Annotated in this window: 26 protein-coding genes; 24 read left to right on the top strand and 2 right to left on the bottom strand. The window is 61.6% G+C overall.

What is annotated here, in order from left to right:
- The 13 genes from fabG (at position 1) to KAR29_RS03060 (ending at position 10,803) form a co-directional block, all read left to right on the top strand.
- Positions 1–747, top strand: coding sequence for a 3-oxoacyl-[acyl-carrier-protein] reductase (gene fabG, locus KAR29_RS03120; RefSeq protein WP_274374183.1), 747 nt, complete (start codon positions 1–3; stop codon positions 745–747).
- Positions 748–775: 28 nt separating this feature from the next.
- Positions 776–1,027 carry an acyl carrier protein gene (gene acpP, locus KAR29_RS03115; protein ID WP_274374182.1) on the top strand — a complete coding sequence of 84 codons (252 nt, stop codon included), beginning with the start codon at positions 776–778 and terminating at the stop codon, positions 1,025–1,027.
- Positions 1,028–1,128: 101 nt separating this feature from the next.
- The gene (fabF, locus tag KAR29_RS03110) at positions 1,129–2,367 is read left to right on the top strand and encodes a beta-ketoacyl-ACP synthase II (protein ID WP_274374181.1); all 1,239 of its coding nucleotides are present in this window, start codon (positions 1,129–1,131) and stop codon (positions 2,365–2,367) included.
- Complete coding sequence (rnc, locus tag KAR29_RS03105) at positions 2,368–3,084, top strand: ribonuclease III (RefSeq protein ID WP_274374180.1); 717 nt, start codon at positions 2,368–2,370, stop codon at positions 3,082–3,084.
- Between the two features lie 75 nt (positions 3,085–3,159).
- Entirely contained in the window at positions 3,160–3,798 is a 639-nt protein-coding gene (gene pyrR / locus KAR29_RS03100; RefSeq protein ID WP_274374179.1) for a bifunctional pyr operon transcriptional regulator/uracil phosphoribosyltransferase PyrR, read from the top strand.
- Positions 3,791–4,720, top strand: coding sequence for an aspartate carbamoyltransferase catalytic subunit (locus KAR29_RS03095; protein ID WP_274374178.1), 930 nt, complete (start codon positions 3,791–3,793; stop codon positions 4,718–4,720). Before pyrR ends, KAR29_RS03095 begins: the two co-directional genes overlap by 8 nt.
- Positions 4,720–6,015 (top strand): dihydroorotase, encoded by a 1,296-nt coding sequence (locus KAR29_RS03090; protein WP_274374177.1) that lies wholly within the window; start codon positions 4,720–4,722, stop codon positions 6,013–6,015. Before KAR29_RS03095 ends, KAR29_RS03090 begins: the two co-directional genes overlap by 1 nt.
- A gap of 25 nt (positions 6,016–6,040) precedes the next feature.
- Positions 6,041–6,796 carry an iron-sulfur cluster-binding protein gene (locus KAR29_RS03085; protein ID WP_274374176.1) on the top strand — a complete coding sequence of 252 codons (756 nt, stop codon included), beginning with the start codon at positions 6,041–6,043 and terminating at the stop codon, positions 6,794–6,796.
- Entirely contained in the window at positions 6,780–7,718 is a 939-nt protein-coding gene (locus tag KAR29_RS03080; protein WP_274374175.1) for a beta/alpha barrel domain-containing protein, read from the top strand. The genes KAR29_RS03085 and KAR29_RS03080 overlap by 17 nt, the downstream gene beginning before the upstream one ends.
- Complete coding sequence (pyrF, locus tag KAR29_RS03075; protein WP_274374174.1) at positions 7,715–8,407, top strand: orotidine-5'-phosphate decarboxylase; 693 nt, start codon at positions 7,715–7,717, stop codon at positions 8,405–8,407. The genes KAR29_RS03080 and pyrF overlap by 4 nt, the downstream gene beginning before the upstream one ends.
- Complete coding sequence (pyrE, locus tag KAR29_RS03070; protein ID WP_274374173.1) at positions 8,407–8,973, top strand: orotate phosphoribosyltransferase; 567 nt, start codon at positions 8,407–8,409, stop codon at positions 8,971–8,973. Before pyrF ends, pyrE begins: the two co-directional genes overlap by 1 nt.
- A gap of 86 nt (positions 8,974–9,059) precedes the next feature.
- Complete coding sequence (locus KAR29_RS03065; RefSeq protein ID WP_274374902.1) at positions 9,060–9,941, top strand: bifunctional 5,10-methylenetetrahydrofolate dehydrogenase/5,10-methenyltetrahydrofolate cyclohydrolase; 882 nt, start codon at positions 9,060–9,062, stop codon at positions 9,939–9,941.
- 19 nt (positions 9,942–9,960) lie between these two features.
- Entirely contained in the window at positions 9,961–10,803 is an 843-nt protein-coding gene (locus KAR29_RS03060; RefSeq protein ID WP_274374172.1) for a hypothetical protein, read from the top strand.
- 27 nt (positions 10,804–10,830) lie between these two features.
- On the opposite strand, the gene selD is transcribed toward KAR29_RS03060, so the two are convergent.
- Both selD and KAR29_RS03050 read right to left on the bottom strand, forming a co-directional pair.
- On the bottom strand, positions 10,831–11,862 hold the full coding sequence (gene selD / locus KAR29_RS03055) for a selenide, water dikinase SelD (RefSeq protein WP_274374171.1): 1,032 nt from the start codon (positions 11,860–11,862) through the stop codon (positions 10,831–10,833).
- Between the two features lie 44 nt (positions 11,863–11,906).
- A complete protein-coding gene (locus KAR29_RS03050) occupies positions 11,907–12,905 on the bottom strand; it encodes a biotin--[acetyl-CoA-carboxylase] ligase (RefSeq protein ID WP_274374170.1) in 999 nt (332 codons plus the stop codon).
- A gap of 95 nt (positions 12,906–13,000) precedes the next feature.
- On the opposite strand from KAR29_RS03050, the gene prfB reads away from it, so the two are divergent.
- The 11 genes from prfB to ftsY all read left to right on the top strand — a co-directional run bounded on the left by prfB (position 13,001) and on the right by ftsY (position 22,871).
- A protein-coding gene (prfB, locus tag KAR29_RS03045; protein ID WP_274374169.1) for a peptide chain release factor 2 occupies positions 13,001–14,102 on the top strand; the annotation gives its coding sequence in 2 pieces (ribosomal slippage) (positions 13,001–13,060 and positions 13,062–14,102; 1,101 coding nt in all).
- Positions 14,103–14,127: 25 nt separating this feature from the next.
- Positions 14,128–15,084, top strand: coding sequence for a SpoIVB peptidase S55 domain-containing protein (locus tag KAR29_RS03040; RefSeq protein ID WP_274374168.1), 957 nt, complete (start codon positions 14,128–14,130; stop codon positions 15,082–15,084).
- Entirely contained in the window at positions 15,081–15,884 is an 804-nt protein-coding gene (locus KAR29_RS03035) for a hypothetical protein (protein ID WP_274374167.1), read from the top strand. Before KAR29_RS03040 ends, KAR29_RS03035 begins: the two co-directional genes overlap by 4 nt.
- A gap of 22 nt (positions 15,885–15,906) precedes the next feature.
- On the top strand, positions 15,907–16,683 hold the full coding sequence (locus tag KAR29_RS03030; RefSeq protein ID WP_274374166.1) for an MlaE family ABC transporter permease: 777 nt from the start codon (positions 15,907–15,909) through the stop codon (positions 16,681–16,683).
- Entirely contained in the window at positions 16,683–17,453 is a 771-nt protein-coding gene (locus KAR29_RS03025; protein ID WP_274374165.1) for an ABC transporter ATP-binding protein, read from the top strand. The genes KAR29_RS03030 and KAR29_RS03025 overlap by 1 nt, the downstream gene beginning before the upstream one ends.
- Positions 17,410–18,849, top strand: coding sequence for an MlaD family protein (locus tag KAR29_RS03020; RefSeq protein WP_311135610.1), 1,440 nt, complete (start codon positions 17,410–17,412; stop codon positions 18,847–18,849). Before KAR29_RS03025 ends, KAR29_RS03020 begins: the two co-directional genes overlap by 44 nt.
- A gap of 42 nt (positions 18,850–18,891) precedes the next feature.
- The gene (tmk, locus tag KAR29_RS03015) at positions 18,892–19,503 is read left to right on the top strand and encodes a dTMP kinase (RefSeq protein WP_311135626.1); all 612 of its coding nucleotides are present in this window, start codon (positions 18,892–18,894) and stop codon (positions 19,501–19,503) included.
- 119 nt (positions 19,504–19,622) lie between these two features.
- Positions 19,623–19,931, top strand: a complete 309-nt coding sequence (locus tag KAR29_RS03010; RefSeq protein ID WP_274374164.1) for a DUF327 family protein — start codon at positions 19,623–19,625, stop codon at positions 19,929–19,931.
- 26 nt (positions 19,932–19,957) lie between these two features.
- The gene (locus KAR29_RS03005) at positions 19,958–20,656 is read left to right on the top strand and encodes a hypothetical protein (RefSeq protein ID WP_274374163.1); all 699 of its coding nucleotides are present in this window, start codon (positions 19,958–19,960) and stop codon (positions 20,654–20,656) included.
- A complete protein-coding gene (locus tag KAR29_RS03000) occupies positions 20,628–21,914 on the top strand; it encodes a PSP1 domain-containing protein (RefSeq protein ID WP_274374162.1) in 1,287 nt (428 codons plus the stop codon). Before KAR29_RS03005 ends, KAR29_RS03000 begins: the two co-directional genes overlap by 29 nt.
- Before the next feature lie 30 nt (positions 21,915–21,944).
- The gene (ftsY, locus tag KAR29_RS02995; RefSeq protein WP_274374161.1) at positions 21,945–22,871 is read left to right on the top strand and encodes a signal recognition particle-docking protein FtsY; all 927 of its coding nucleotides are present in this window, start codon (positions 21,945–21,947) and stop codon (positions 22,869–22,871) included.

Genomic DNA, 22,871 nt, shown 5'->3' with positions numbered 1-22,871 from the left:
ATGGGAGAGAACGGTCGCGTCGCTCTCGTCACGGGAGCGGGAAAGGGTATCGGTAGGGCCGTCGCCCTTGAATTGGCAGCACGTGGTTTTTCCGTCGCCGTCAACTACAACCGGTCCGAGAAGGAGGCCCAGGAGGTGGTCGCTGCCATCAGGGAGAAAGGTGTCTCGGCCTTTGCCTTCGGTGCCGACGTCTCTTCCGCCTCCGACGTGAAGAAGCTCTTCCTTGCCCTTTCGGAGTCCCTCGGCCCCGTTTCCGTCCTGGTCAACAACTCCGGCGTCACCCGCGACGGTCTTCTCCTGAGGATGAAAGACGAGGATTGGCAGGCCGTTATCGACGTCAACCTGTCCTCCGTTTTCTACTGCAGTCGGGAAGCGTTGCGTTCGATGGCCAAGTCCCGCTGGGGGCGCATCATCAATATCGCTTCCGTCGTGGCCCTCTCCGGCAATGTGGGCCAGGCCAACTACACGGCGTCCAAGGCCGGCATCATCGGTTTCACCAAGACGGTGGCTCGTGAGTTCGGTCCCCGAGGCATCACGGCTAACGTCGTGGCTCCCGGTTTCATCGAGACCGACATGACGGGGCAACTTAAAGCGGAGATCCGCGAAAACCTTCTCAGCCAGGTTCCCCTCGGTCGTCCCGGAACGCCCGATGAGGTGGCTCATCTCGTCGCTTTTCTGGCCTCCGAGGAAGCGGCCTATGTCTCCGGACAGACCATCGCCGTAGACGGCGGCATGTCGATGCACTAGACAGACTCCCGTGAAGGAGGTGAAGAACGTGAAGATGGAAGAAATTCAGAAGCGCCTGAAGGATATCGTCATCGATCGCCTCGACGTTGAAGAGGAGCAGATCAAGGCCGATGCCTCCTTTGTCGAGGACCTTGGAGCCGACTCCCTCGATATCGTCGAGCTCATCATGGGCATCGAGGAGGAGTTCGATATCGAGATTCCCGATGAGGACGCCGAAAAGCTGACCAATGTCGAGGAAGCCATGAATTACGTCAAGAACAAGCTGGGGATCGAGGAGTAACTTTCCCCGCCCTTTCCGGGGCGCGGGAGCGATTCTCCTGCGCCCCGCCTTTCCGCCTGTCGCAAACCCGGGGAAAGCCCCGAACTGAAGGAGTGACTCGCTTGAAAAGAGTCGTCATCACCGGTCTGGGCGTGGTAAGCCCCATCGGTTACGGAAGAGAAAATTACTGGCAGGCTCTTAAAGAGGGGCGTAACGGCATCGGCCCCATCGAGATGTTCGACGCCACCGATTTCTCCGTCCGCATTTCCGGTGAAATTCGCGATTTCTCGGCAGAAGACTGGATGGAGAGAAAAGAGGCCAGGCGTTCCGATAGGGTCATTCAGTTCGCCGTCGCCGCTGCCGATCTGGCCGTGGCCGACGCCGGCCTTGACGTGAAGAGCCTCGATCCCTATAAATTCGGTGTCTACCTGGGAAGCGGAGAGGGCGGCATCACCACCAGTTTCGAGAACATGCGTGCCCTCATCCAGAAGGGCCCCTCCCGGGTCAGCCCCTTTTTCATTCCCATGATGATCAGCAACATGCCTGCGGCCTATGTGGGAATTCGCTTCGGAGCGAAAGGGCCCAACCTTGCCGTCGTCACGGCCTGCGCCACGGCGACGCACACCATGGGCGAGGCCTACTATGCCATCCTCCGCGGCGATGCCGACGTCATCCTGGCAGGAGGCGCCGAGGCGGCCATCACGCCCATCAGCACGGCCGGTTTTGCCGCCATGAAGGCCCTTTCGACGCGCAACGACGACCCGGCTCACGCCTCTCGTCCTTTTGACGTCGACAGAGACGGCTTCGTCCTCGGCGAAGGCGCCGGAGTCCTCGTCTTCGAAGAGCTCGATCACGCCCTGAGGCGCAAGGCGACGATCTACGCCGAGGTCAAGGGCTACGGCTCCACCTGTGACGCCTATCACATCACTGCTCCCGATCCCGAGGGCGACGGCGCCTCCCGCGCCATGGCCCAGGCCGTGGAAAAGGCCGGTTGGCAGCTTTCCGACGTGGAGCTCATCAACGCCCACGGGACCTCGACGCCTCTCAACGACAAGATGGAATCGATGGCGATTCGCCGGCTTTTCGGCGACCTCGCCGACGCGATTCTCGTCAACTCGACGAAATCCATGATCGGTCACGCTCTCGGTGCGGCGGGGGCCGTCGAAAGCATCGCCGCCATCCAGTCTCTCGTCGAGGGTGTCATCCACCCGACGATCAACGTCGAGAACCTCGATCCCGAATGTCCTCTCAATATCGTCACGAAGACGATCGAGAATCACCCCGTCCGGCGCGTTCTCGTCAACAGTTTCGGTTTCGGCGGCCACAACGCCGTGCTTGCCCTGGAGGCCTACAGATCCTAGATGGAACCTTACCAAGGAGGACGCGGAACATCCCTTCGCCTTCTCCAGACCCGCCTCGGTTACGTCTTTCGCGATCCCTCGCTTCTCGACAGAGCCCTGACTCATTCGAGTTACGCCCATGAGTCAGGGCTTCCCTTTTTCAACGAGCGCCTGGAGTTTCTTGGCGATGCCGTTTTGGAGCTTGTCGTCTCCGAAGCCCTCTTTCAGGCCTATCCCGATTGGGACGAGGGGCGACTGACTCAGGAGAGGGCCTCCGTCGTCTGTGGTCGTTCTCTGGCCGAGTGGGGGCGTCTGCTCGATCTGTCGCCGACTCTTCTCCTCGGCAAGGGCCTGGAACTGCAGGGAGGCCGGGAAAAACTTTCTCCCGTCGCCGATGCCGTGGAAGCCCTTTTCGGCGCCGTCTACCTCGACGGAGGTCTCGACGAGGCGCGTCGAGTCATCGGCCGTCTCCTGTGGCAGCGAACGTCGCCATCGACGCTGGACCCCAAATCACGCCTACAGCAACAGTTGCAGGCCGAGGGGAAGGAGCTTCCTCTCTACCGTGTCGTTGCCGAAGAGGGGCCTCCTCACGAGAGGTTTTTTGTCGTCGAAGTCTGGCTGGAAAGAGATCTCTTGGGCATCGGCACCGGCCGCTCCCGCAAGGAAGGCGAGTTCGCTGCCGCTGAAAAGGCCTTGGAAGTTTTGGTGCAACCGGTTGCATCGAAACGCGAATCCTGATATGCTGGTTCCCGAAGAGAGATTTTCTCTCTGAGGAGGTGGCCGGCGTGAGATCTGCTGTAGGCGCTTTTGTCCATGAAACTGTCCGTTTTTCGGGGATCACGGCCTTCACCAAGGCCGCGGTCCTTTTTTTATGATGGGGAGGTTGGCGAAATGATGCTTCGTGAGAAGGCCAAAGTTCTTTCATCGGAGGAGATGGAGAGAGCTCTCAAGAGGATGGCCCATGAGATCGTCGAGAGGAATGGAGGTCTCGACAGGGTGGTGCTCGTGGGGATTCAGCGGCGCGGGGTCTTTCTGGGACGGCGATTGATGGAGTACCTCCGGACCATCGAGGAGACGAAGCTCCCTTCTGGAGAGCTGGATATCACGCTCTACCGCGATGACCTGACGCTTCTCCACGATCAGCCTGTCGTCCACAGCACCTCCATCCCCGTCGACATCAACGGGATGAAAGTCGTCCTCGTCGACGACGTGATTTACACGGGGCGAACGATCAGGGCGGCCCTGGATGCCCTGATGGATATGGGCAGACCTCAGGCGGTGCAATTGGCCGTACTCATCGACAGAGGTCATCGGGAGCTTCCCATCCATCCCGATTATCAGGGGCGCCTGGTTCCGACGTCCAAGTCGGAGATTGTCGAGGTCCGGGTTCTGGAGTATGACGGTGCCGACGAGGTCGTCATCTGCGAACAGGGGGAGAGTGCCGATGTTTAGCTGGAAACGCCGCGATCTCATCGATCTCGATATCTGGACTCGTGAGGAAATCACCCACCTTCTCGATCAGGCCGTCAACATGGAGGCCCTCATGGATCGCCCTATCAAGAAAGTTCCCGCCCTTAGGGGGAAACTGGTCGTCAACCTCTTCTTCGAGGCCTCGACGCGGACGCGAGTCTCCTTCGAACTGGCCGAAAAAATGCTCAGCGCCGATGTCGTCAACTGGTCTGCCTCCGGTTCGAGCGTCAGCAAGGGAGAGACGCTCCGCGACACGGCATGGACGCTCGAGGCCATGGGAGCCGATGCCGTCGTCGTCCGCCACGGGGCCGTCGGCGTCCCGGCCTATCTGGCGAAACGCCTGAAACGGGCCTCGGTTTTCAACGCCGGTGACGGCGCTCATGCCCATCCCACCCAGGCGCTCCTCGATCTTTACACGGCCCGACGGCGACTGGGCGAGCTGGACGGGGCCAAAGTGGCTATCGTCGGCGATGTCCTTCACAGCCGCGTCGTGCGCAGCGACATTATCGGTTTCACTAAATTGGGGGCCGAAGTTGTCCTTTCCGGCCCCGCGACGCTCATGCCCGTCGAGACGGAGGCCCTCGGAGTCCGCTACGAGCCCGATCCCATGGCGGCCGTCAGGGGATCGGATATCGTCTACCTTCTCCGCATCCAGCGGGAACGGCAGCAGGAGGGGCTTTTCCCCTCCGTCGACGAGTACCATCGTCGTTTCGGTGCCACGGAGGCTCTCCTCGCCGAGGCCAAACCGGAGGCCCTCGTGATGCACCCGGGACCGATGAATCGCGGCGTCGAGATCGCATCGGCCGTCGCCGACGGTCCCCAGAGCGTCATTCTTCCTCAAGTCCGCAGCGGTGTCGCCGTCCGGATGGCGCTGCTCTTTCTCTGTCTGGGAGGTGCCCGCTGATGTTGCTGCTCAAAAATGCCTGTCTTTTCGACGGCCTGACTTTCAGGGAAGGGGAGGTCGATCTCCTCATCGATGACGGACGTGTCGTTTCCATCGCTTCCGGTATGGCCGACATGGAAGGCGTCCGAACGATCGACATCGAGGGCAGGATCCTCTCTCCCGGCCTGATCGACCTGCACGCACACTTTCGCGATCCCGGCCAGGAGTGGCGGGAAGACCTGGTCAGCGGCTCCAGAGCGGCGGCGGCCGGAGGCTACACGACGGCCGTGGCCATGGCCAACACCGATCCCGCCCTCGACGTGGCTCCTCTGGTGGCCTACGTTCTCGACAAGGCCTCCCGCGCCGGAGGTGCCCGCATTCTTCCTGCAGGGGCTGCGACGAAGGGCCGGAAGGGGAAGGAGATGGCCGAGATGGGCACCATGGCCGAGGCCGGAGCCGTCTTCTTCACCGACGACGGAGCGCCTCTTTCCGACGCCGGATTGCTTCGCCGGGTGCTTCTCTACTCCCGTGACATCGGTGTCCGCGTCATGGAGCATCCTGAAGAGCCCTCTCTGACGGCCGGCGGGCAGGTCAACGAGGGGCGTTGTTCCTCCCTGTCGGGCCTTAAAGGGTGGCCCGCCTCGGGAGAGATCGTCGACGTGTCCCGCGGCATCGCCCTTGTGCGCGAGACAGCCGCTCCTCTGCATTTCACTCACGTGAGTACGGCAGGTGCCCTCGATCTCATCCGTGAGGCGAAGGCGGAGGGACTTCCTGTCAGCTGCGATGTGACGCCTCATCATCTGACGCTGACGGAAGAGGCCGTTCTGGAAAGTTCTTTCGACTCCGTCTTCAAGGTCAATCCTCCTCTGCGAAGCGTGAGAGATCAGGAGGCGCTCTGGCAAGCCCTGGCCGACGGAACGATCGACGCCATCGCGACGGATCACGCTCCCTACCATGAGGACGAGAAGGACCTCCCCTTCCAGGAGGCCTCTTTCGGCATCGCCTCTCTGGAGTGTGCCGTCGCCGTCGTGCTCGATGCCTGGAAGAGGCGAGGCAGGCCCCTCCCGCTGGAGAGGCTTCTGGCCCTCTGGACCTCGCGTCCGGCCTCCCTTCTCCCTCGGGCCTGGCAGGGGCTAGGGCGGATTGCCGAGGGAAGCCGCGCCGATCTGACGGTTCTTGATCTGGAGGAGATGCGCGTCGTCGACAGAGCCGATTGGCAGAGCAAGGGCTGCAACTGTCCCTGGCAGGGGATGCTTCTTCAGGGGTGGCCTATCCTGACCCTCGTCGACGGCGTGCCCTTCGAGCCCAGAGGGTAGGTCCGTGGCCGGCTCTTCCCTTCCCGTGGATCATCGGGGTGCCGTCGTCTCCCTCGAAAGGCTGGGAGGCGATCTCGTCGCCCTGACCCTGGCCCTGAAGGAGCCCTTTGCGGCCACGCCCGGTCAGTTCGTCCTCATCAGGGATAGCCGATGGGGCCGCGATCCCCTTCTGGGGCGTCCCTTCGCCGTGGCCTGGCAGGAGAGAGAGCGAATGGGGCTTATCTTTCACGTCCAGGGCCGGGGAACGGAGGCCCTCTCCCGCCTCTGCGAGGGAGACGTCGTCGACGTGCGAGGTCCTCAGGGCAGAGGGTTTCCCGAGCCGACGGGTAAGAGACTCCTGCTCGTGGCGGGGGCTATGGGCGTGGCGCCTCTGCTGGTGGCTTGGAAGCGCCATTCGGCGGAGATGGAGACAGAGCTTCTCCTGGGTGTTTCTTCTTCTGCATGGCGAGGACTGCTTCAGTGGCTCGACGGCCGAGATTTTCCCCATCGCGTCGCCTGCGACGATGGCTCGCTGGGCCGGAAGGGAACGGTCGTTGACCTCCTGGCGGAGAGGATGAAAGAAGGCGACGAAGTCTGGGCCTGCGGACCTCGGGCCATGATGGCTGCCGTAGCCGCTATCGTGCCCGGGCGTATCTCCGTCAGCCTCGAGGCGAGGATGGCCTGCGGTTATGGCGGCTGCCTCGGTTGCGCCGTTCCCCTTCGCTCCGGAACTCTTCGCGTCTGTGTCGACGGTCCCGTCTTTGACGGAAAGGAGGTCCTCTGGGATGAACTTCCCCGTTGACCGCTCCCTCTCTGTGGGCTCGCTTCGGCTGCCCACGCCTCTTGTTATTGCCTCGGGGCTCTGGCCTTTCGACGGAGCCTTCTGGTCGGAAGAGGCCCTTCGCGGCGTGGGTGCCATCTGCTCCAAGGGGCTCACCTGGCACGCACGCCCGGGAAACGGAGGAATTCGTCTCTGGGAGACTCCGGCAGGTCTGTTGAATAGCATCGGCCTTCAGAATCCGGGCGTTAAAGTCTTTGTGACGGAGATTGTTCCTTCTTTGCCACGTTGTCGCCCTCTCGTCGCCAACGTGGCCGTCGAGAAACTCGACGACCTGGAGCGGTCCCTTGACCTGTTGCTCTCCATGGAGATGCCGCCCGAGGCCGTGGAACTCAACGTCTCCTGCCCCAACGTTTCCTGCGGGGGAATGGCCTGGGGCGTGGATCCCTCCGGTGTCCTTCAGGTCCTTCAGGTGGCCCGAGGCGTTTGGAAAGGCCCTCTCTGGCTGAAGTTGACGCCTCAGGCTCCTCGATGGGCCTCTGTCGTCGAGGCCGCAGAGCGGGGAGGGGCCGATGCCCTCGTCGTCGCCAACACCTGGCTCGGCATGGCCATCGATGTCCACCGCCGCCGTCCCGTCTTCGAGAGGACTTTCGCCGGCCTTTCCGGGCCGGCCGTCTTTCCTCTGGCCCTTCGCCTCCTCTGGGAGACGGCGGGAATGACGGGGTTGCCCCTCGTTGGCTGCGGAGGCGTTTCCGGCGGTGCCGATGCCCTGTCCATGATTCTCGCCGGCGCCTCGGCCGTCGAGATCGGAACGGTTCTGACCGGCGACTTCGGGGCCCCGGCACGGATCTGCTCCGAAATGGAGGTTCTTGTCACCGAGGCCGGCGAGAAGAGTGTCTCCGCCCTTGTCGGAGGCGCCCGAGAAAATCGAAAGGAGAGACTATGAAAGACTCGAAACTGATCGTGGCTCTCGATCTTCCGACTATTCCCGAGGCTCTATCCTTTCTTGACGAGACGGGAGATCTGCTTCCCCTCGTCAAGGTGGGGCCGGGGCTCTTCTTTCAGGGGGGGGAAGCGTTCCTGGAGCTCCTTGTGAGGCGGGGGCATAAGGTCTTTCTCGACGTCAAGCTTCACGACATACCCAACACGGTCGCCCTTGCCGTTCGTGCCCTGAGCTGCATGGGGCTCTGGGCCCTGACGGTCCATACCTCAGGCGGCGTGCCCATGATGAGGGCCGCCGTCCAGGAGGCCGGCACAACGCTGATTCTGGGCGTCACCGTTCTGACCAGCCTTGACGAGGGACAGTGGAGCGAGGTCCATCCCTCCTCTCCCATGCGGAGCGCCCTGATCGCCAGGGCTTCTGCGGCCCAGAGAGCCCGGCTGGGAGGTCTCGTCTGTTCCCCGCAGGATCTGAAGACAGTTCGTGCCGCGTCGTCGCTGAAGACCATCGTGCCTGGGATTCGTCCCGCCCTGCTTGGCGACGATCAGGCCCGCACGGCGACTCCGCGGGAGGCCATCGCGGCAGGTGCCGATTATCTCGTCGTCGGAAGGCCCATCTTGGCGGCGAAGGATCGGCGTCAGGCCGTGGAAACGATTCTGGAAGAGATCGAGGAGGGGTTGTCCTGTCTCAGCTGATGGAAAGGGAACGTCTTCAGGAGATGCTTCTTCGGAGCGGTGCCCATCTCAAGGGGCATTTCCGTCTGACATCGGGCCTTCACAGTGCCGACTACCTGCAGTGTGCCCTTTTGCTCCGCTATCCGGCCTATGCGGCCTTTGCGGGTGAGGCTCTGGCCCGTCATCTGGCCCCCTACAGGCCTGAAGTCGTCTTCTCTCCGGCCATCGGCGGCCTCATCATCGGTCACGAGGTGGCCCGGGCCCTGGGCCTTCCCTTTCTCTTCTGCGAACGGGAGGAGGGGGCCATGCGGCTTCGGCGTTTTCCTCACCCGGGACCGGTCCCTTTCGTCGTCGTCGAGGACGTAATCACCACGGGAGGCTCTTCTGCGGAGGTGGGGCACCTGATCGAAGAGGGGGGGGGCCGTTGGGTCGCCACGGGGTCCGTCATCGATAGAAGCGGCGGTTCCCATCGTCTCTCCGGTCCTCTTCATTCACTCTGGGAGGCCTCTTTCGAGACGTGGAATCCCGAGGTCTGCCCTCTGTGCAGGCAGGGCACTCCGGCCGTCAAACCCGGCAGCAGGACATGACGTTCCGACGGACGGCCTGACGGGAAGGTCGTGGTACAATACCCCTCGATATTCCCTGGGGGAGGTGACAGACGACGGTGCTGGTCATGGACGGGCGCGAGCCGGCCCGAAAGCGGCTCGACAGTCTCAAAAGGGAGATCGAGGAGATGGAACGTCTCCAGAGATGGCGACCCTGTCTTGCCACGATCCAGATAGGTCAGGACCCGGCGGCGGCCACTTATCTGAGAAGCCAGGGAAAGACATGTGAGCGCATCGGCCTCGAAGCCCGCCGTTTCGTCTTTCCTGCCGACGTCTCCATAGAGGAGGTGCAGGAACTCCTTCTCCGCCTCAATGCCGACGACGACGTCGATGCCGTCATGGTCGAGCGCCCTCTCCCGCCCCGGTGGGAGTTGAGCGGTCTCATCGATTGCGTCGATCCCGTCAAGGACGTCGAAGGCGTCCATCGGTTTAATCTAGGCAGCCTCTATCTCGGTGACAGGAACACGCCTCTTCCCTGCACGGCCAAGGCCATACTCTCCCTCCTGGGCGAGTATGGTTTCGCCGACCTGAAGGGCAGAAACGCCTCCGTTCTCGGTGTCAGCCCCACGGTGGGAAAGGCCGTGGCCATGCTCTTCCTCCACAGGAAGGCCTCGGTGACCCTTCTGCACAGTCAATCCGCAGAGACCGAACGGTTGCGGGCACTGGCTCAGGCCGACCTGGTCGTCGTCGGCATCGGAAAACCTCATGTGCTGTCCGGCGAGATGCTGAAACAGGGTGTCGTCGTCGTCGACGTGGGCATTAACGTCCTCAGTGACGGAAGGCTCGTCGGCGATGTCGACTGGGAGAGCCTTGCCGGGGTGGCCCGTGCCGCGACGCCCGTTCCCGGCGGAATCGGTCCTCTGACGGTGGCCTCTCTGATGGAGAATGTTTTCCACTGTGCCCGTCGACGTCGCGGGGCGCCTTTTTCCGACGGGAGCTTCTCCTCTTGAGAGGGAACGGGCTTCCGTCGTGAAAAGGGTTCTTCTACTCCTGCTTGTTTGCCTTTCCACCCTTCTCGGCGCTCCCCGAAGTTCCCCCGGAGCGGAGTTGGAGCGCCGTTCCCTTTGGGTGACGTCGCCCTGGCTGGCGCTCATGTGTCGTTTTGTCGGCGGCGTCTACGTCGATGTCCGCTCTCTTGTCGACTGGGACGAAGGGGGAAGGTACAGCGTCCGGGGAAAAGCGCTTCCCGAGGGGGCGACGGTCATCGCCCTCGATGATCGGGACATCCTGTTTTACGGGCTGAAGGTTCAGGAGACGCACCTCTCCATGAGGACCCTGTACAGCCGCCTTTCTCTGAGCGAACTTGATCGGGAGAGGCTTTTCCTTGATCCGGCGGGACTGCCCTTTCTGGGGCAACGTCTTCTCGTCGTCTTGGCCGACATCGATTCCGACCGCTACAGCTACTATCAGAGACGGCTCGCCGAGTTCCAGTCCAGGTTGGAAAGCACCGTCGACGTGGGGCGGCAGATCATCGGCGATGTCTCTCTTCTCGACCTTACCGGCCGGAGCTCCCTGCTGATCGAAGGTGCCGTCAAGGCCCCCATTAGGCCGCCCGATGCGGTCTGGAACAAGTGGTGCCAGGGAGAGGGGCTTCCCTCGCTGCGTCTTTCCCTGCAGGAGGCGAGAAGGCGGGAGTGGCTCGTCGTCGTCGACGTCTGGACTCCCGAGACGGTCCGTCTCGAGGCAGAGGGGACGGGGCCGATCGTCGTTCTTCCCAGCCCTTCTCTCAATCAGGATCTTTTCCTCTTCCTCTACGACCAGTATTTGGCCATCTGGAATGCACGAAGACAGAAGGAGAGCGGAAAGGGGTGACCCCCTTCCGCTCTCCTCCTGTCCGGTTCAGACGATTTCGATGTTCGATCCCTCGAAAAAAGTGCCGATTTTGACGGCCTCGCTGAAACCGCAACGTCGCAATGTCTCGACGAGGGTGGGAATGTGCTCGTCTGCTGCGGCCAGGAGGAGACCTCCCGACGTCTGAGGGTCGAAAAGGAGATCCCCTTTTTCCTGGTGGAGTGAGTCGAGGCCTTGAACGCGTCCGCCGTAGAGGTCGCGATTCTTGTAAGCCCCGGCGGGAACGAGTCCCATCGATGCCGCCTCCTCCACGCCGGGAAGGACCGGAAGAGCCTCCGCGTCAAGGCGGCAGCCCAGGGTGTCTTGCGATAACATGTCGAGAAGATGGCCGGCGAGTCCGAAGCCGGTGACGTCCGTACAGGCATGGATCTTCTCGGTGAGGGACGGAGGCAGCTTCAGTGGTGCATCGTTAAGACGACTCATGACCTCCAATGCCGTCTCTCCTGAAGCGGGCTCGAACATCTGGGCCATCATGGCTGCGATGGCGATGCCTGTACCCAGCGGTTTCGTGAGGATCAGGCCATCTCCCGGACGGGCTCCCGTCACGCGCCAAATGGATCGTCGAAGGACCTCTCCGTAGACGGCCAGGCCGAACTTGGGTTCCTGATCTTCGATGCTGTGCCCTCCGGCCAGGATGGCTCCAGCTTCGATGACCTTTCGTTGTCCCCCCTGGAGGATAAGGCGAAGCTCCTCCAAGGGCAGGCAGCCCACGGGAAAGCCGACGAAATTCAGGGCCAGGAGAGGCCTCCCACCCATGGCGAAGACGTCGCTCAGCGCGTTGGCGGCGGCGATCTCGCCCCACTTCTCTCCGTCGTCGACGACGGGAGTGATCACGTCGAGGGTGAAGATGCCCGCCCGCTCCTCGTCGAGAGTCCAGAGGGCGGCGTCCTCCCCGTTCGACCAGCCGGTCAGGAGCCTTTCTCCGCTTGCGGGAACCAAACCGTCAAGGATTTTCTGTAGGTCCGCCGGACCTATTTTGGCGGCTCAACCACTGCTGCGACTGAGTTCTGTAAGCCTCATGGCGATCCCCTCCTTTCCTGAAAGGGAAAACGGTGCCCCTGCTGCTAGCGGGGACGGAGGTGAACCACGTCGGCGGCGCTGAAGGAGAGAAGGCCCTCCTCCGTTTCGACACAGAGGGCCCCTTCGGCACTGAGGGCGACGGCCAGCCCTTCGTAGATCCTCTCTCCCGTCAGAACACGGACTTCCCGTCGCAGCGTATGGCAGTGGCGGCCATACTCCGCTATGAGATTCTCCTCTCCCGAGGGAGTTTCCAGCAGGGCGAGGCGGCGATGAAGGTCGGAGATGATTCCGGCGACGACTCTGCCCCTGTCGATCTCCCGGCCCAGAATGGAGGCGAGGGAGGTGACTTGATCGGAAAGCTCGCGGGGAAAGGCGGAGAGCGCTATATTGGCGTTGATGCCGATGCCGGTGACGGCGTAGTGGACCCGATCCGCTTCACAGGCCGTTTCGCTGAGGATACCGCAGAGTTTCTTTCCCTGCCAGAGAATGTCGTTGGGCCATTTGAGCTGGCAGGGAATGCCGAAGAGCTGCTGGAGCGATCGACTGACGGAGAGGCCGGCAGCCAGATTGAGCAGCTGGATTTTAGAGGGTAGCAGGCGAGGGCGGGAGAGCAGGGAAAAATAGAGGCCTCCCCGCGGAGGCGAGGACCAGACGCGGCCCCGACGCCCTCGTCCCAGGGTCTGCTCTTCGGCGAGACAGAGGGCACCGGCCGGTGTTCCGTTTCTGGCCATCTGTTTGAGGACTTCCTGGGTCGAGGGAAGACTTTCCCACAGGAGGACGGGATGTCCCCAGGGAGAATCTTTCAGAAGGAAGTCGATCCAAGAGGGGGCCAGATCGGGAAAGGCGGCCTCCTTGAGGATATATCCCTTCTGAGGGACCGATAAGATGGGAAACCCCTCCTCGCGGAGGGACTCGACAGATTTCCATATGGCCTGTCGCGTCACGCCGGCCAGAGTGCGAAGGAGGCCGCTCGAGACCAGGTTCCCTCTGCGCTCCAGAAGGACGGAGAGGACGGCCCGCTTTGTGGCATTTGATCGATGCAATGAGGCCACCTCTTTTTGATGAGAATCGCTATGATGATATAATGAAACACAATCGGTATCAACTTCAAGGTTTTGCAAAAAAAGGGGGATCCGTCATGGCTCAGCTTCCTATTTCGACGGTACTGGAGGAACTGAGGGGCCTTGCTAGGGCTCTTCAGGACAGTCTTTGACCTCTCTTCCAAGGAGAGGCGAGAGAGCGAGCTGCTGGACAAGACGGCTCAGCCTGGTTTTTGGGAACAGGACGAAGCTCAGCATATAAGTCGGGAACTGGCTCATCTGCAGGAGCTCAAGGAGGAGTGGCGGCGCGTATCGGAGAACCTGGCGAACCTGGAGGCTCTCGCGGAACTTCTCGCCGAGGAAAGTGATCTCGAGCTGACGTCGGAATTTTACGAGGCGGCTGCGGCTTTCGAAAAGGAGATCGAAGAGAGACAGACCCGGCTGCTTCTGGATGGAGAGTTCGACGAGAACAACGCCATCCTGAGCGTCCATGCCGGTGCCGGAGGACTCGATTCTCAGGATTGGGCCGAGATGATGCTCCGGATGTACCTCCGCTGGTCTGAAAGGCGGCGTTTCCAGGCTCAGGTCCTCGATATCCAAGATGACGGAGAGGCGGGAATAAAGAGCGCCACCGTCATGGTGAAAGGGCCCTACGCTTTCGGCTATCTCCGTGCCGAAGTGGGCGTCCATCGCCTGGTGCGCATCTCTCCCTTCGATGCCGCCAAAAGACGTCACACCAGCTTCGGATCCGTCCAGGTGGCGCCAGAGCTACCCGATGACGCGGCGATCGTCATCAGGCCCGAAGATCTCAAACTGGATACCTTCAGGGCCAGTGGCGCCGGGGGGCAGTATGTCAACATGACCGATTCGGCCATCAGGATCACCCACATTCCGACGGGTATCATCGTGGCCTGTCAGGATCAGCGTTCACAACACGCCAACCGCCAGGTGGCCATGACGGTCCTTCGGGCCAAGCTTTTCGAGCGCCAGCAGCGGGAACGGCAGGAGCAGCTGGAGAGCCTTCAGGGCGAGAAAAAGGAAATCGGCTGGAGCAGTCAGATCCGCTCCTACGTTCTCCACCCCTACCTGATGATCAAAGACCACCGGACGGGGTACGAAGTGGGCAACGTGCAGGCCGTTCTCGATGGAGACCTTGATCCGTTCATCTTTGCCTACCTGCGATGGAGCAAGAGTCTGTAGCTTCCCGATGGAGAGGTATGGGATCGTGAAAACGTCAAAAACCGTGGCCCTTGCTCTGCTGCTGTTCTTTCTCAACCCGTCGCTGCTCTGGGGATCTCCTTTCCTCTCCTCTACGCCGACGATGCCCCTCGGAGATGTCCGTCCCGGCCAAAGAGGCGAGGCGAGGACGGTGCTTTCCGGAGAGGAGATCGTTGCCTTTCCCCTGGAGGTCGTCAGCATCCTTCAGCGAAAAAGCCGTCCCAACACCTTGATTCTCATTCGCGCCGAAGGTCCCCTGATCGAAAAGACAGGAGGCATCGCCGCAGGAATGAGCGGAAGCCCCGTCTTCATCGAGGGCCGTCTTGTGGGCGCCATCGGTTACGGCTGGAACTTCAGCGATCACCGCCTGGGCCTGGTGACTCCCATAGACGAAATGGCCGGTGCCTGGAACTGGCCGGCCACCTCCACTCGGATGCCTGACCCCGTGCCTCTTGCCGGTTCGGAGGGCGACACGCTCCTCGAGGAGGTCCTCCTTTCCGACGACCTCCTTTCTGGCGATGTCGAGGAACAGATGGTACTCCTCTCGGACGGAATCAGCGCCAGGGCCTCTTCGGCTCTGGCGAGCCGCCTGGGAGTCCGCATCGAAGGCCTGTCAGGGAGTGGCGGAGAGGCCGCCCTGCCTGTCGAGACCGACTGGAAGCCTCTTCCGGGAGCCGCCGTCGGTGTCCTTCTGGCCTGGGGCGATGTCTCTCTGGGCGCGACGGGGACCTTGACGGCTCTTGACGGGGCGGGACGTTTCGTCGCCTTCGCTCATCCCTTTCTCAGTCGCGGCCCTGTCGCCTACCCTTTGACGCGTTCCGTCGTTCACGCCGTTGTCCCCAGCCTGGAGGCTCCCTTCAAGCTCGGAGAGGCCAAAGCGATCGTGGGAACGGTCACTCAGGATCGACCGCAGCCATCGGCGGGCAGTTGGGCCAGTTCCCTCCGGCCGTCGCCGTATCCGTGACCTTTCGCGACGTCGATATGAGGCGCGAATTAAAAAAGGGCTTTCAGGTGGTCAATGACCCCTTCATCGTTTCCAACGTCGTTCCCGAGGCCCTCCTGGGCCTCCTCGACGATCTCTGGGGTAGGCTGGGCGAGGGGACGGTTCGAGCCTCTGTCCGTTTGGAAGGACGCAATCTCGTCGAGGGGTGGACGCGCAAGAACATGTTCTTCTCGGGGAGTGACGTCATCGGCGCCGCCGTCGGCGACATCCGTTTTCTGACGGAGCTGGTCACGTTGAACCCCTTCAGGGAGATCTTTCCCCTGGGAATCGATGTTGACGTGGAAATAACCCGAGAGCCTCGCGTTCTCTTCATCGAGGATGTGACGCTCAAGGACAAAGAGGTCGAGGCCGGGAAGAAAGTCGAAGTCACCGTCAAATTGCGTCCCTACCGCAAGGATCTGGAGACGCGTACCTTCAGCCTCGATGTCCCGGCGGAAGCTTCCGGCCCCTGTGAGGTCGTCGTCCGAGGCGGAGGCATCGCCGAGCCCGAACAGGAATCGCTTCTCGCCGGCTGGCGCTCCATCACTGATCTGGAGCAGCTTCTCACCGAAGTCGATGCGAAAGAGTCCAACAACGAAGTCATCGTGGAGCTGATCGTGCCGCCCAAAGATCCGTTGTCCGGCGCGGAGGAGGAGCAGAAACTGCTCAGCGAGGTCAAATCGGAGCGACTCAAGGAGGGGACACTCCGCATCTTCCGTTCCAACTATTACGTTGAAGGGCTCATGAGGCGTATCGTGACGATCAAAGGTGGCAATCCCTGAGGCCTTCCTACGGGGGTGAGAGATGAGGTCCTTTTTTGCCTGGCTCGGTGCTCATGCCTTAGGGCTTTTCCAGCGCCTGGGGCTCTTTGTCCTGTTTTTCTCCCACTCTTTCAGCGGTTTTTTTCGGGGAGTATGGAGTCGACGGGAGCTGCTGGAACAGATGGAGCGCATCGGCGTCGGATCGGTCTTCATGGTCTCCGTGACGAGCGCCTTCGTGGGCATGGTCATGGCCGTGCAGACGCTCGATCAGTTTGTACGCTTCGGGGCTACGTCGTTTATCGGCGGCGTCCTTGCACTCAGCCTCGTCCGCGAGATGTCGCCCGTGCTGACGGGCCTCGTCGTGACGGGAAGGGTGGGTGCCGCCATGGCAGCGGAGATCAGCTCCATGAAAGTCACGGAGCAGCTCGATGCCCTCAGGGCCTTCGGCCTCGATGACGTCACTTTCGTCGGCGTTCCCCGATTCCTCGCGTCCCTTCTCATGTTGCCTCTTCTGACCGTCTATTCTTTCGTCATCGGGATCTCCGGCGGCTTCCTCTACGTCTACGCCCATGGGATCAGCCCTCAGATGTTCAGGCGCTCCATCGAGGTCCTGCTCGAACCGGCCGATCTTTTCGGCGGCGTTCTCAAAGGAGCCCTCTTCGGGGCCATCATCGCCGTCACGGCCTGCTCCGAGGGCTTTCACGCCGAGACGGGAGCCCGCGGCGTCGGCGCTGCGACGACTCAGGCCGTCATCTGGGGGAATATGTTGATCCTGATCTTCAACTACATCCTTTCGGCCTTTCTTTTCGGGGGTTCCTGATGGCTCAGCTGGTGGAGATCAGGGGCCTCCGCAAAGCCTTCGGCTCTCAGACGGTTTTGGACGGTGTCGATCTGGCCCTCGAAGAGGGCACCATCCTCGGCCTGATGGGGCCCTCGGGCTGCGGCAAGACGACGGTCCTCCGCATCATTGCCGGACTGACCGTTCCCGACGGCGGCAGCGTCTCCGTGTTCGGGCAGAACCTTCTCGACGAGGAGGCTTCCCGATCTCAGGGGGCACTTCGGCGCCAGATGGGCGTCGTCTTCCAGGGAGGAGCTCTTTTTGATTCTCTGACCGTCGCCGAGAACATCGCCTTTCCTCTTCGCTACTGCCTCGGCATGACCGAAGCCGGGGCCATTGCCGCTCAGGTCCGTCTCGCCTTGGAGGAGGTGGACTTGGCCGGCGTCGAGGATCGCTATCCCTCGGAACTGTCGGGAGGGATGCGCAAACGGGCCGCCATCGCCCGGGCCCTGGTCTATCGGCCCCGACTGGTTCTGCTCGACGAACCGACGACGGGACTGGATCCGGAGACGGCTCGCCACATCGATCGCCTGATTTTTTCGCTGGCGCGACAGATGGGACTCAGTGTCCTTCTCGTGACGCACGATCTGACGTCGGCTTTCGGAATCAGCGACCGTATCGCCCTCCTTGACGAGGGACGCGTCGCCTGGTGCGGTCTTCCCTCCCAGTGGGAGAGGGCCGACCATCCGACGGTTCGTCGTTTTGCCCGTGGTCAGCTGCCGATCAGAGAGGGGGTTCGTCACCCTGAGTAAAGAGGTGAAAGTCGGCTTTGTCGTCTTTTTGGGCCTCCTTTTTTTGGCCCTTCTGGTCTCCGTGACCGGAGGTCTCCGGTGGCGGCAGAAAGGATTCGATCTCTTTGTCACTTTCCCTGACGTGCGTGGTCTCGAGGAGGGAGGAGCTGTCCTTGTCTCTGGCGTCGAAAGAGGTCGAGTCAGCTCCATCGAATTGGTTCCGGGAGGCGTTCGGGTTCGTCTTGACATCGCTCCCGACGTGGCCATCCCCCGCGACAGTCGTTTTGTCATCGACTCGGGGAGCCTCCTGGGCGAGTCGAGGATCGATGTCAAAAGAGGTTCCCTCGCGGAGGTTCTGAAAGCCGGAGAGGAGGTCGACGGCGAAATCCCGCTCTCTTTCGACGAGGTCCTTTCACGCGTCGGGGAGGATCTTGCCGAGGTCCGAGAGACCTTTTCCCACGTAAACGCCTTTCTCGGCGATGCGACGGTTCAGGCCGGCCTGAAACGATCGGTCGAAAGTCTTCCCCTTCTGCTCGACGAAGGGAGAGCGATGGTGGATACCATCGGCCAAGCTGCCGACGCGTACGGGCAGCTTGCCGGTGATCTTCGCGGAACGGCTGCCTCTTACGGTCTCCTCGCCGACGAGGCGCGACGGGAGTTGGCCGCTTTGGGGGCGGAGCTGAGAGAGCTGTCTCAATCCCTTCACGGCGTCGTCGCTGACAACGAAAAATCGATTCACACCGCTCTTTCCAGTCTGGCGTCACTGCTGGTCCGCCTCGATTCCGTTCTGGCCGATTTCGATGCCGATGGCCTCTCGGGGAAGGAGCTGCGCCGAGCCATCGACAACCTGAGCGGAGCTGCCGGCGAGGTCGAGAAGCTGGCCAAAGGACTCAGAGAGGATCTGCTCGTCCCTGAAGGTGAAGGGGGAAAGCCGTCGACCCTCTCGAATCTCAAGTCGTCGGCTGCCAAGGCCGATCGTCTTCTTTCGGGCATGGAATCGTTCCGTTTGGAGGGAGAATTGGCCCTCCATCAGGCCACATCCGGTCTCGACGACGGCTCCCGTCTCGTCGATATCGACATGGATCTTTACCGGACGACGAGTCCCTGGCGTCTCTCCCTTTCCACGGAGGACGTAGGCGCGGAGGACCGCTTTTCGGCCACCGTCGGTTATCCCCTGTGGCGTGGCGTCGACCTCTTCGGGGGGCTCGTGCGCGGTGAGCCGGGTGGGGGCGTGCTCCTCCGCCTCTCGCCCTGGGGAGTGCCTTTTTCCTTCCGCTGGCGCTGGTGGGATGAGGGCGGAGGCGCCTGGAGCGTCGAGGAGCGGCTTCATTTGAATGAGAGTTGGGGGCTCTTTCATCGACGGATGGAGGAACGCGGGGAGAACCGAGACTCTCTCGGCATTTTCTATCGCTTTTGATGTTCCCGGCGCTCAATTTTCTCAATAACGAGGTGATCGGCCCTGTTTATCACTTTCGAGGGAATCGATGGTTGCGGAAAGACGACACAGGCTCGCCTGGTTGCCGATTATCTCGGAAATCATCTGCCCCCTCACCGATGGCTGGCGACGAAGGAGCCGGGAGACTGGTCGAAGGGAAAGATGCTGCGACAGATTCTTCTGGAGGGCGAATTGGCTCATCCCTTGAGCGAGCTCTTCCTCTTCCTCGTCGACCGCTGCGAACACCTCGACGAGGTCGTCATGCCCGCCCTGAAAGAGGGCCGAGTCGTCCTCTGCGATCGTTATGTCGACTCGACGTTGGCCTATCAGGTCTGGGGGAGAGGCCTTCCACGACAGGAGGTCGAGGCCCTTTTCCGATGGTGCGCCTTCCCTCGCCCCGACCTGACGATATGGTTCGATCTTCCTCCCCTTCATGCCCTCGACCGCATGAAGCGCCGGGGATCCGTTGATCGCATCGAATCCGCCGAGCCCTCCTTTCTCCATCGCGTCGCCCTTGGCTACGAGAGCCTCTGGCTGGAAGATCCCGGCAGGATTTGCCGCCTTGACGCCTCCCTTTCGGAGACGGAACTTTTCGCTCGTCTTCTCCCCCTTCTGCAGAAGGCCATCGGGAGATGAAAGTCGAAGGGCCGGGATCGAGGGAACCTCGCAAAGAGGGAATTCGGCGCAGCCGCGGCCGAGGAGGGTCGGCGAGGCTTCTCGAACCTCTCCCGACCTTTGATGAGGCCCTTGATTCCTTGGAGTTGGACGGTCTTTTCAGCAGGCTTGACGAGGTTGCCGAACGGCTCGGGAAACACCCCTCCCGCAGCCTTCTCCTGGAGTATCGTGGTCTCGTCGGCGAGCTCCTGCGGCGTGAGGGCCGGGCCAATCGGCTGCGCGAGGACTACCGTTGGCGTCGGGCGTCGCGGACGCGCTTCGTCCTCGTGGAGCGGGCCCAGGAGGCCCTCAAGGAAATTGAAGCCGTTCTCGATCGAGAGGGAGAGCGCATTTCTCTGCTTAAGTTGATGGAGGAGGTTAAAGGATGTCTGATCTCCCTTCTTTTGTGAGAAATGCCCCTTCGTGGAGGCATCTGATGCACCTTCTGGCCGAGGGCAAGGCGCCTCAGGCCGTTGCCATTTCGGCCCCGACGACCTACCATGGGGCCTTGGCCTCCGCCTATGCCGAGGCGCTGCTCGGCTTCAGTGAAGGGAGTTCCGCTTCGCGCTCCCTTTCCGACGGGGGACACCCCGATTACCTTCGTTGCGGCAGCGAAGGCCAGCCTCCGGGTGTTGACGATTGCCGAAATCTCTGCCGTGATCTTTCCCTCTGTCCCGTCAGTGCCGCCTGGAGAGTGGGCGTCCTTTTTTCGGCCGACAGGCTTTCTCTCGGCGCCGCCAACAGCCTTTTGAAGATGACGGAAGAACCTTCTCCCCGGGCTCGACTGCTTTTCCTTCTCGACGACGGTACTCTGATCCCCACGCTGAGAAGTCGCTGCTGGAACCTGAGCGTCGCGCCTTCCTCCGAGGCGGCTTCCCTGCTGCCTCCGCAGACGACGGATCAGTGGGCACAGTGGTTTGCGGTTCCCAAGGGCGAGGAGGACCCTCTCCTCCAGCTGAGAGGCTGGACGACAGAGCTTCTCGACAGAGGAGCCGCTCCTTTGGCCTGCTCTTTGGAATCGGTCAGACTCGTCGCGGAACGGGCACGGCTGAGTGAGCCCATGCTTCAGGATCTGACCTACCTGGTCGTTAAGGAGGATCTGCCGCTTGAACAGATTTTTGGTGATCTTTGGTAAACCTCGCTACCTGGGACTGCTCGAAGCGTCGGAGGAGCAACCTCTCTTCAAAGGAGAGACTCTCGTCGTCGAATCGGCCCGGGGGATGGAACACGCTGTCGTCGCAGGGCCGATCTCCTCGGAGCAGGAACAGGTCTATCGTGATTCTCGATCGGGCGAATCGGACGGGCCGGCTCGCGGCGGAGAACCCCTTCTGCAGGACGTGACCTACCTGCGCCCTCTCACGGCAGAGGACGAGGCCGAACGGCTTCTGCAGCGGACAGAGGAAGAGGGCATCCTCCGCCAGGCCCGGACTATCCTTCAGGGACATACTCTGGCCATGAAACTCGTCGATGTCGAATACCTTCTCGACAGGAAGAAGCTTTTTTTCTACTTCACGGCCGAGCAGAGAGTCGACTTTCGGGCCTTCGTCCGTGACTTGGCTCGGGAATTCCGGACGCGCATCGAACTTCGCCAAATAGGCATTCGCGACGAGGCCAAAGTCGTCAAGGGCATCGCTCCCTGTGGCCAACCTTGCTGCTGCAGCTACTGGCTTCACCGATTCATGCCGATCTGCATCAAAATGGTGAAAGAGCAGAACTTGGCCCTCAATCCCACCAAAATATCGGGGCTTTGTGGTCGTCTGATGTGTTGCATGAGCTACGAGCACGATGTTTACCACGATCTCTGGAAAGGACTTCCCAATCCGGGCAGCAAAATCAGGACCCAAACGGGAACGTACATTCTCTGTGGCGTCGATCTGGCGACCCAATCTGTCCGGGTTCTGCCGCCGGGAGGCGGAGATCTCCTCGTCCCCGTCGATCGCTTCCCCGAGTTTAGGCGCGTCGTCACCGATGGAGGCACGTGGCAGGCCGAAGAGGCAACTTCAGCCGCCCTCGAGGGAGCGGAGACGGTTCGTCCCGAGATCTCTGACGGAGGACGCCTCCCGGATCGGAAGCGTCCCAGGAAACCCCATCGGGAAGCCTCCCTTCCGGAGGAGCCTGTGGTAAAGGCGGAAAAACCGTCGGGAGAGGAACCTCCCGTGGTACCGGAAGCAGAAGGGGAAGAGGAGAACAAGACGCCGAAGAAGCGCCGCCGTCGCCGCAAGAGCAAAAACAAGCCCAGGCAGGAGGAGCCGAAGGAACAGGAAGAACGCGCGCCTGCCGATTCGGTCTTGGTCGAGCCGGCGCCGTCCGAGGGCGAACGCCCCAAAAAGAGACGACGCCGACCTAGGGGACGCAAACCCAAAAGCGTGCCGGAAGGGACCGAACCGTCTTGATGGGACTTTATGCCGTGAGGAGGCTTGGCTGTGGCTTTTTGGGATAAACTCAGAGATGGCCTCAAAGGCGTTCGTAATCGCTGGAGCCAAGGCATAGCCGCCCTTTTTCTGGGTGGAACCGTTTCGGAGGCTTTCTGGGAGAACCTTGAAGATCTTCTCGTCTCCGGCGATGTCGGCGTCGAACTGGCCGAGCGTCTCATCGCCGAGCTCAGGGAGTATGCAAAAAAAGGGCACCTCTCCGAAACGTCGCAGTTGAGGGACTATTTCCTTTCTCTTCTGGAAGATCGCCTCCTTTCCGTCAAGGGGATGGGAGAGCCGTTGGCCCTTTCTCCCCGACCGTCGCTGACGCTCCTCGTCGGCGTCAATGGCAGTGGAAAGACGACGACGGCGGGGAAGCTCGCGGCTCAGTACAGACGACAGGGACATCGCGTCCTCTTGGCAGCGGCTGACACCTACCGCGCCGCTGCCATCGATCAGCTTAAATCCTGGGGGGAACGGACCGGCTGTCGGGTCGTCTCTCAGGGGCCTGGCAGCGATGCCGCCGCCGTCGTTTTCGATGCCATACAGGCCGCTCGATCTACAGATGCCGATCTCATCCTGGCCGACTCGGCGGGAAGATTGCACACAAAACACAATCTGATGGAAGAACTGCGCAAACTGAGGCGCGTCATCGACAGGGAATTGCCCTCCGAGGCCGTTGAAGTTCTCCTCGTTCTCGATGCCGTCATGGGACAGAACGGGTTTCGTCAGGTCGAGGCTTTTCACGAGGCCCTGGGCCTGACAGGAGTCATTCTCGCAAAATACGACAATACGGCCAAGGGAGGAGTCCTCCTGTCCGTCGTCGACCGGCTAAAGCTGCCGATCCGTTATGTCGGCCTCGGCGAAGGTGTTGAGGACCTTCGCCTTTTCAGCCCTCACGATTTTGTCGAGGAGCTTCTCTCCAACCGAGGAGACTGA

Origin of the sequence: Aminithiophilus ramosus, from assembly GCF_018069705.1 — a bacterium.
GTDB lineage: Bacteria > Synergistota > Synergistia > Synergistales > Aminithiophilaceae > Aminithiophilus > Aminithiophilus ramosus.
The sequence above is the reverse complement of the archived record's forward strand: the minus strand, read 5'-3'. Positions and strand labels throughout refer to the sequence as shown.

What these genes read in the sequence shown, in the direction of transcription:
- rnc (WP_274374180.1), top strand. Translation starts at nt 2,368, where the DNA reads ATGGAACCTTACCAAGGAGGACGCGGAACATCCCTTCGCCTTCTCCAG.
- KAR29_RS03005 (WP_274374163.1), top strand. Translation starts at nt 19,958, where the DNA reads ATGCACCTTCTGGCCGAGGGCAAGGCGCCTCAGGCCGTTGCCATTTCG.
- KAR29_RS03065 (WP_274374902.1), top strand. Translation starts at nt 9,060, where the DNA reads ATGGACGGGCGCGAGCCGGCCCGAAAGCGGCTCGACAGTCTCAAAAGG.
- pyrF (WP_274374174.1), top strand. Translation starts at nt 7,715, where the DNA reads ATGAAAGACTCGAAACTGATCGTGGCTCTCGATCTTCCGACTATTCCC.
- KAR29_RS03095 (WP_274374178.1), top strand. Translation starts at nt 3,791, where the DNA reads ATGTTTAGCTGGAAACGCCGCGATCTCATCGATCTCGATATCTGGACT.
- pyrR (WP_274374179.1), top strand. Translation starts at nt 3,160, where the DNA reads ATGAAACTGTCCGTTTTTCGGGGATCACGGCCTTCACCAAGGCCGCGG.
- fabG (WP_274374183.1), top strand. Translation starts at nt 1, where the DNA reads ATGGGAGAGAACGGTCGCGTCGCTCTCGTCACGGGAGCGGGAAAGGGT.
- KAR29_RS03090 (WP_274374177.1), top strand. Translation starts at nt 4,720, where the DNA reads ATGTTGCTGCTCAAAAATGCCTGTCTTTTCGACGGCCTGACTTTCAGG.
- pyrE (WP_274374173.1), top strand. Translation starts at nt 8,407, where the DNA reads ATGGAAAGGGAACGTCTTCAGGAGATGCTTCTTCGGAGCGGTGCCCAT.
- KAR29_RS03025 (WP_274374165.1), top strand. Translation starts at nt 16,683, where the DNA reads ATGGCTCAGCTGGTGGAGATCAGGGGCCTCCGCAAAGCCTTCGGCTCT.
- KAR29_RS03030 (WP_274374166.1), top strand. Translation starts at nt 15,907, where the DNA reads ATGAGGTCCTTTTTTGCCTGGCTCGGTGCTCATGCCTTAGGGCTTTTC.
- KAR29_RS03080 (WP_274374175.1), top strand. Translation starts at nt 6,780, where the DNA reads ATGAACTTCCCCGTTGACCGCTCCCTCTCTGTGGGCTCGCTTCGGCTG.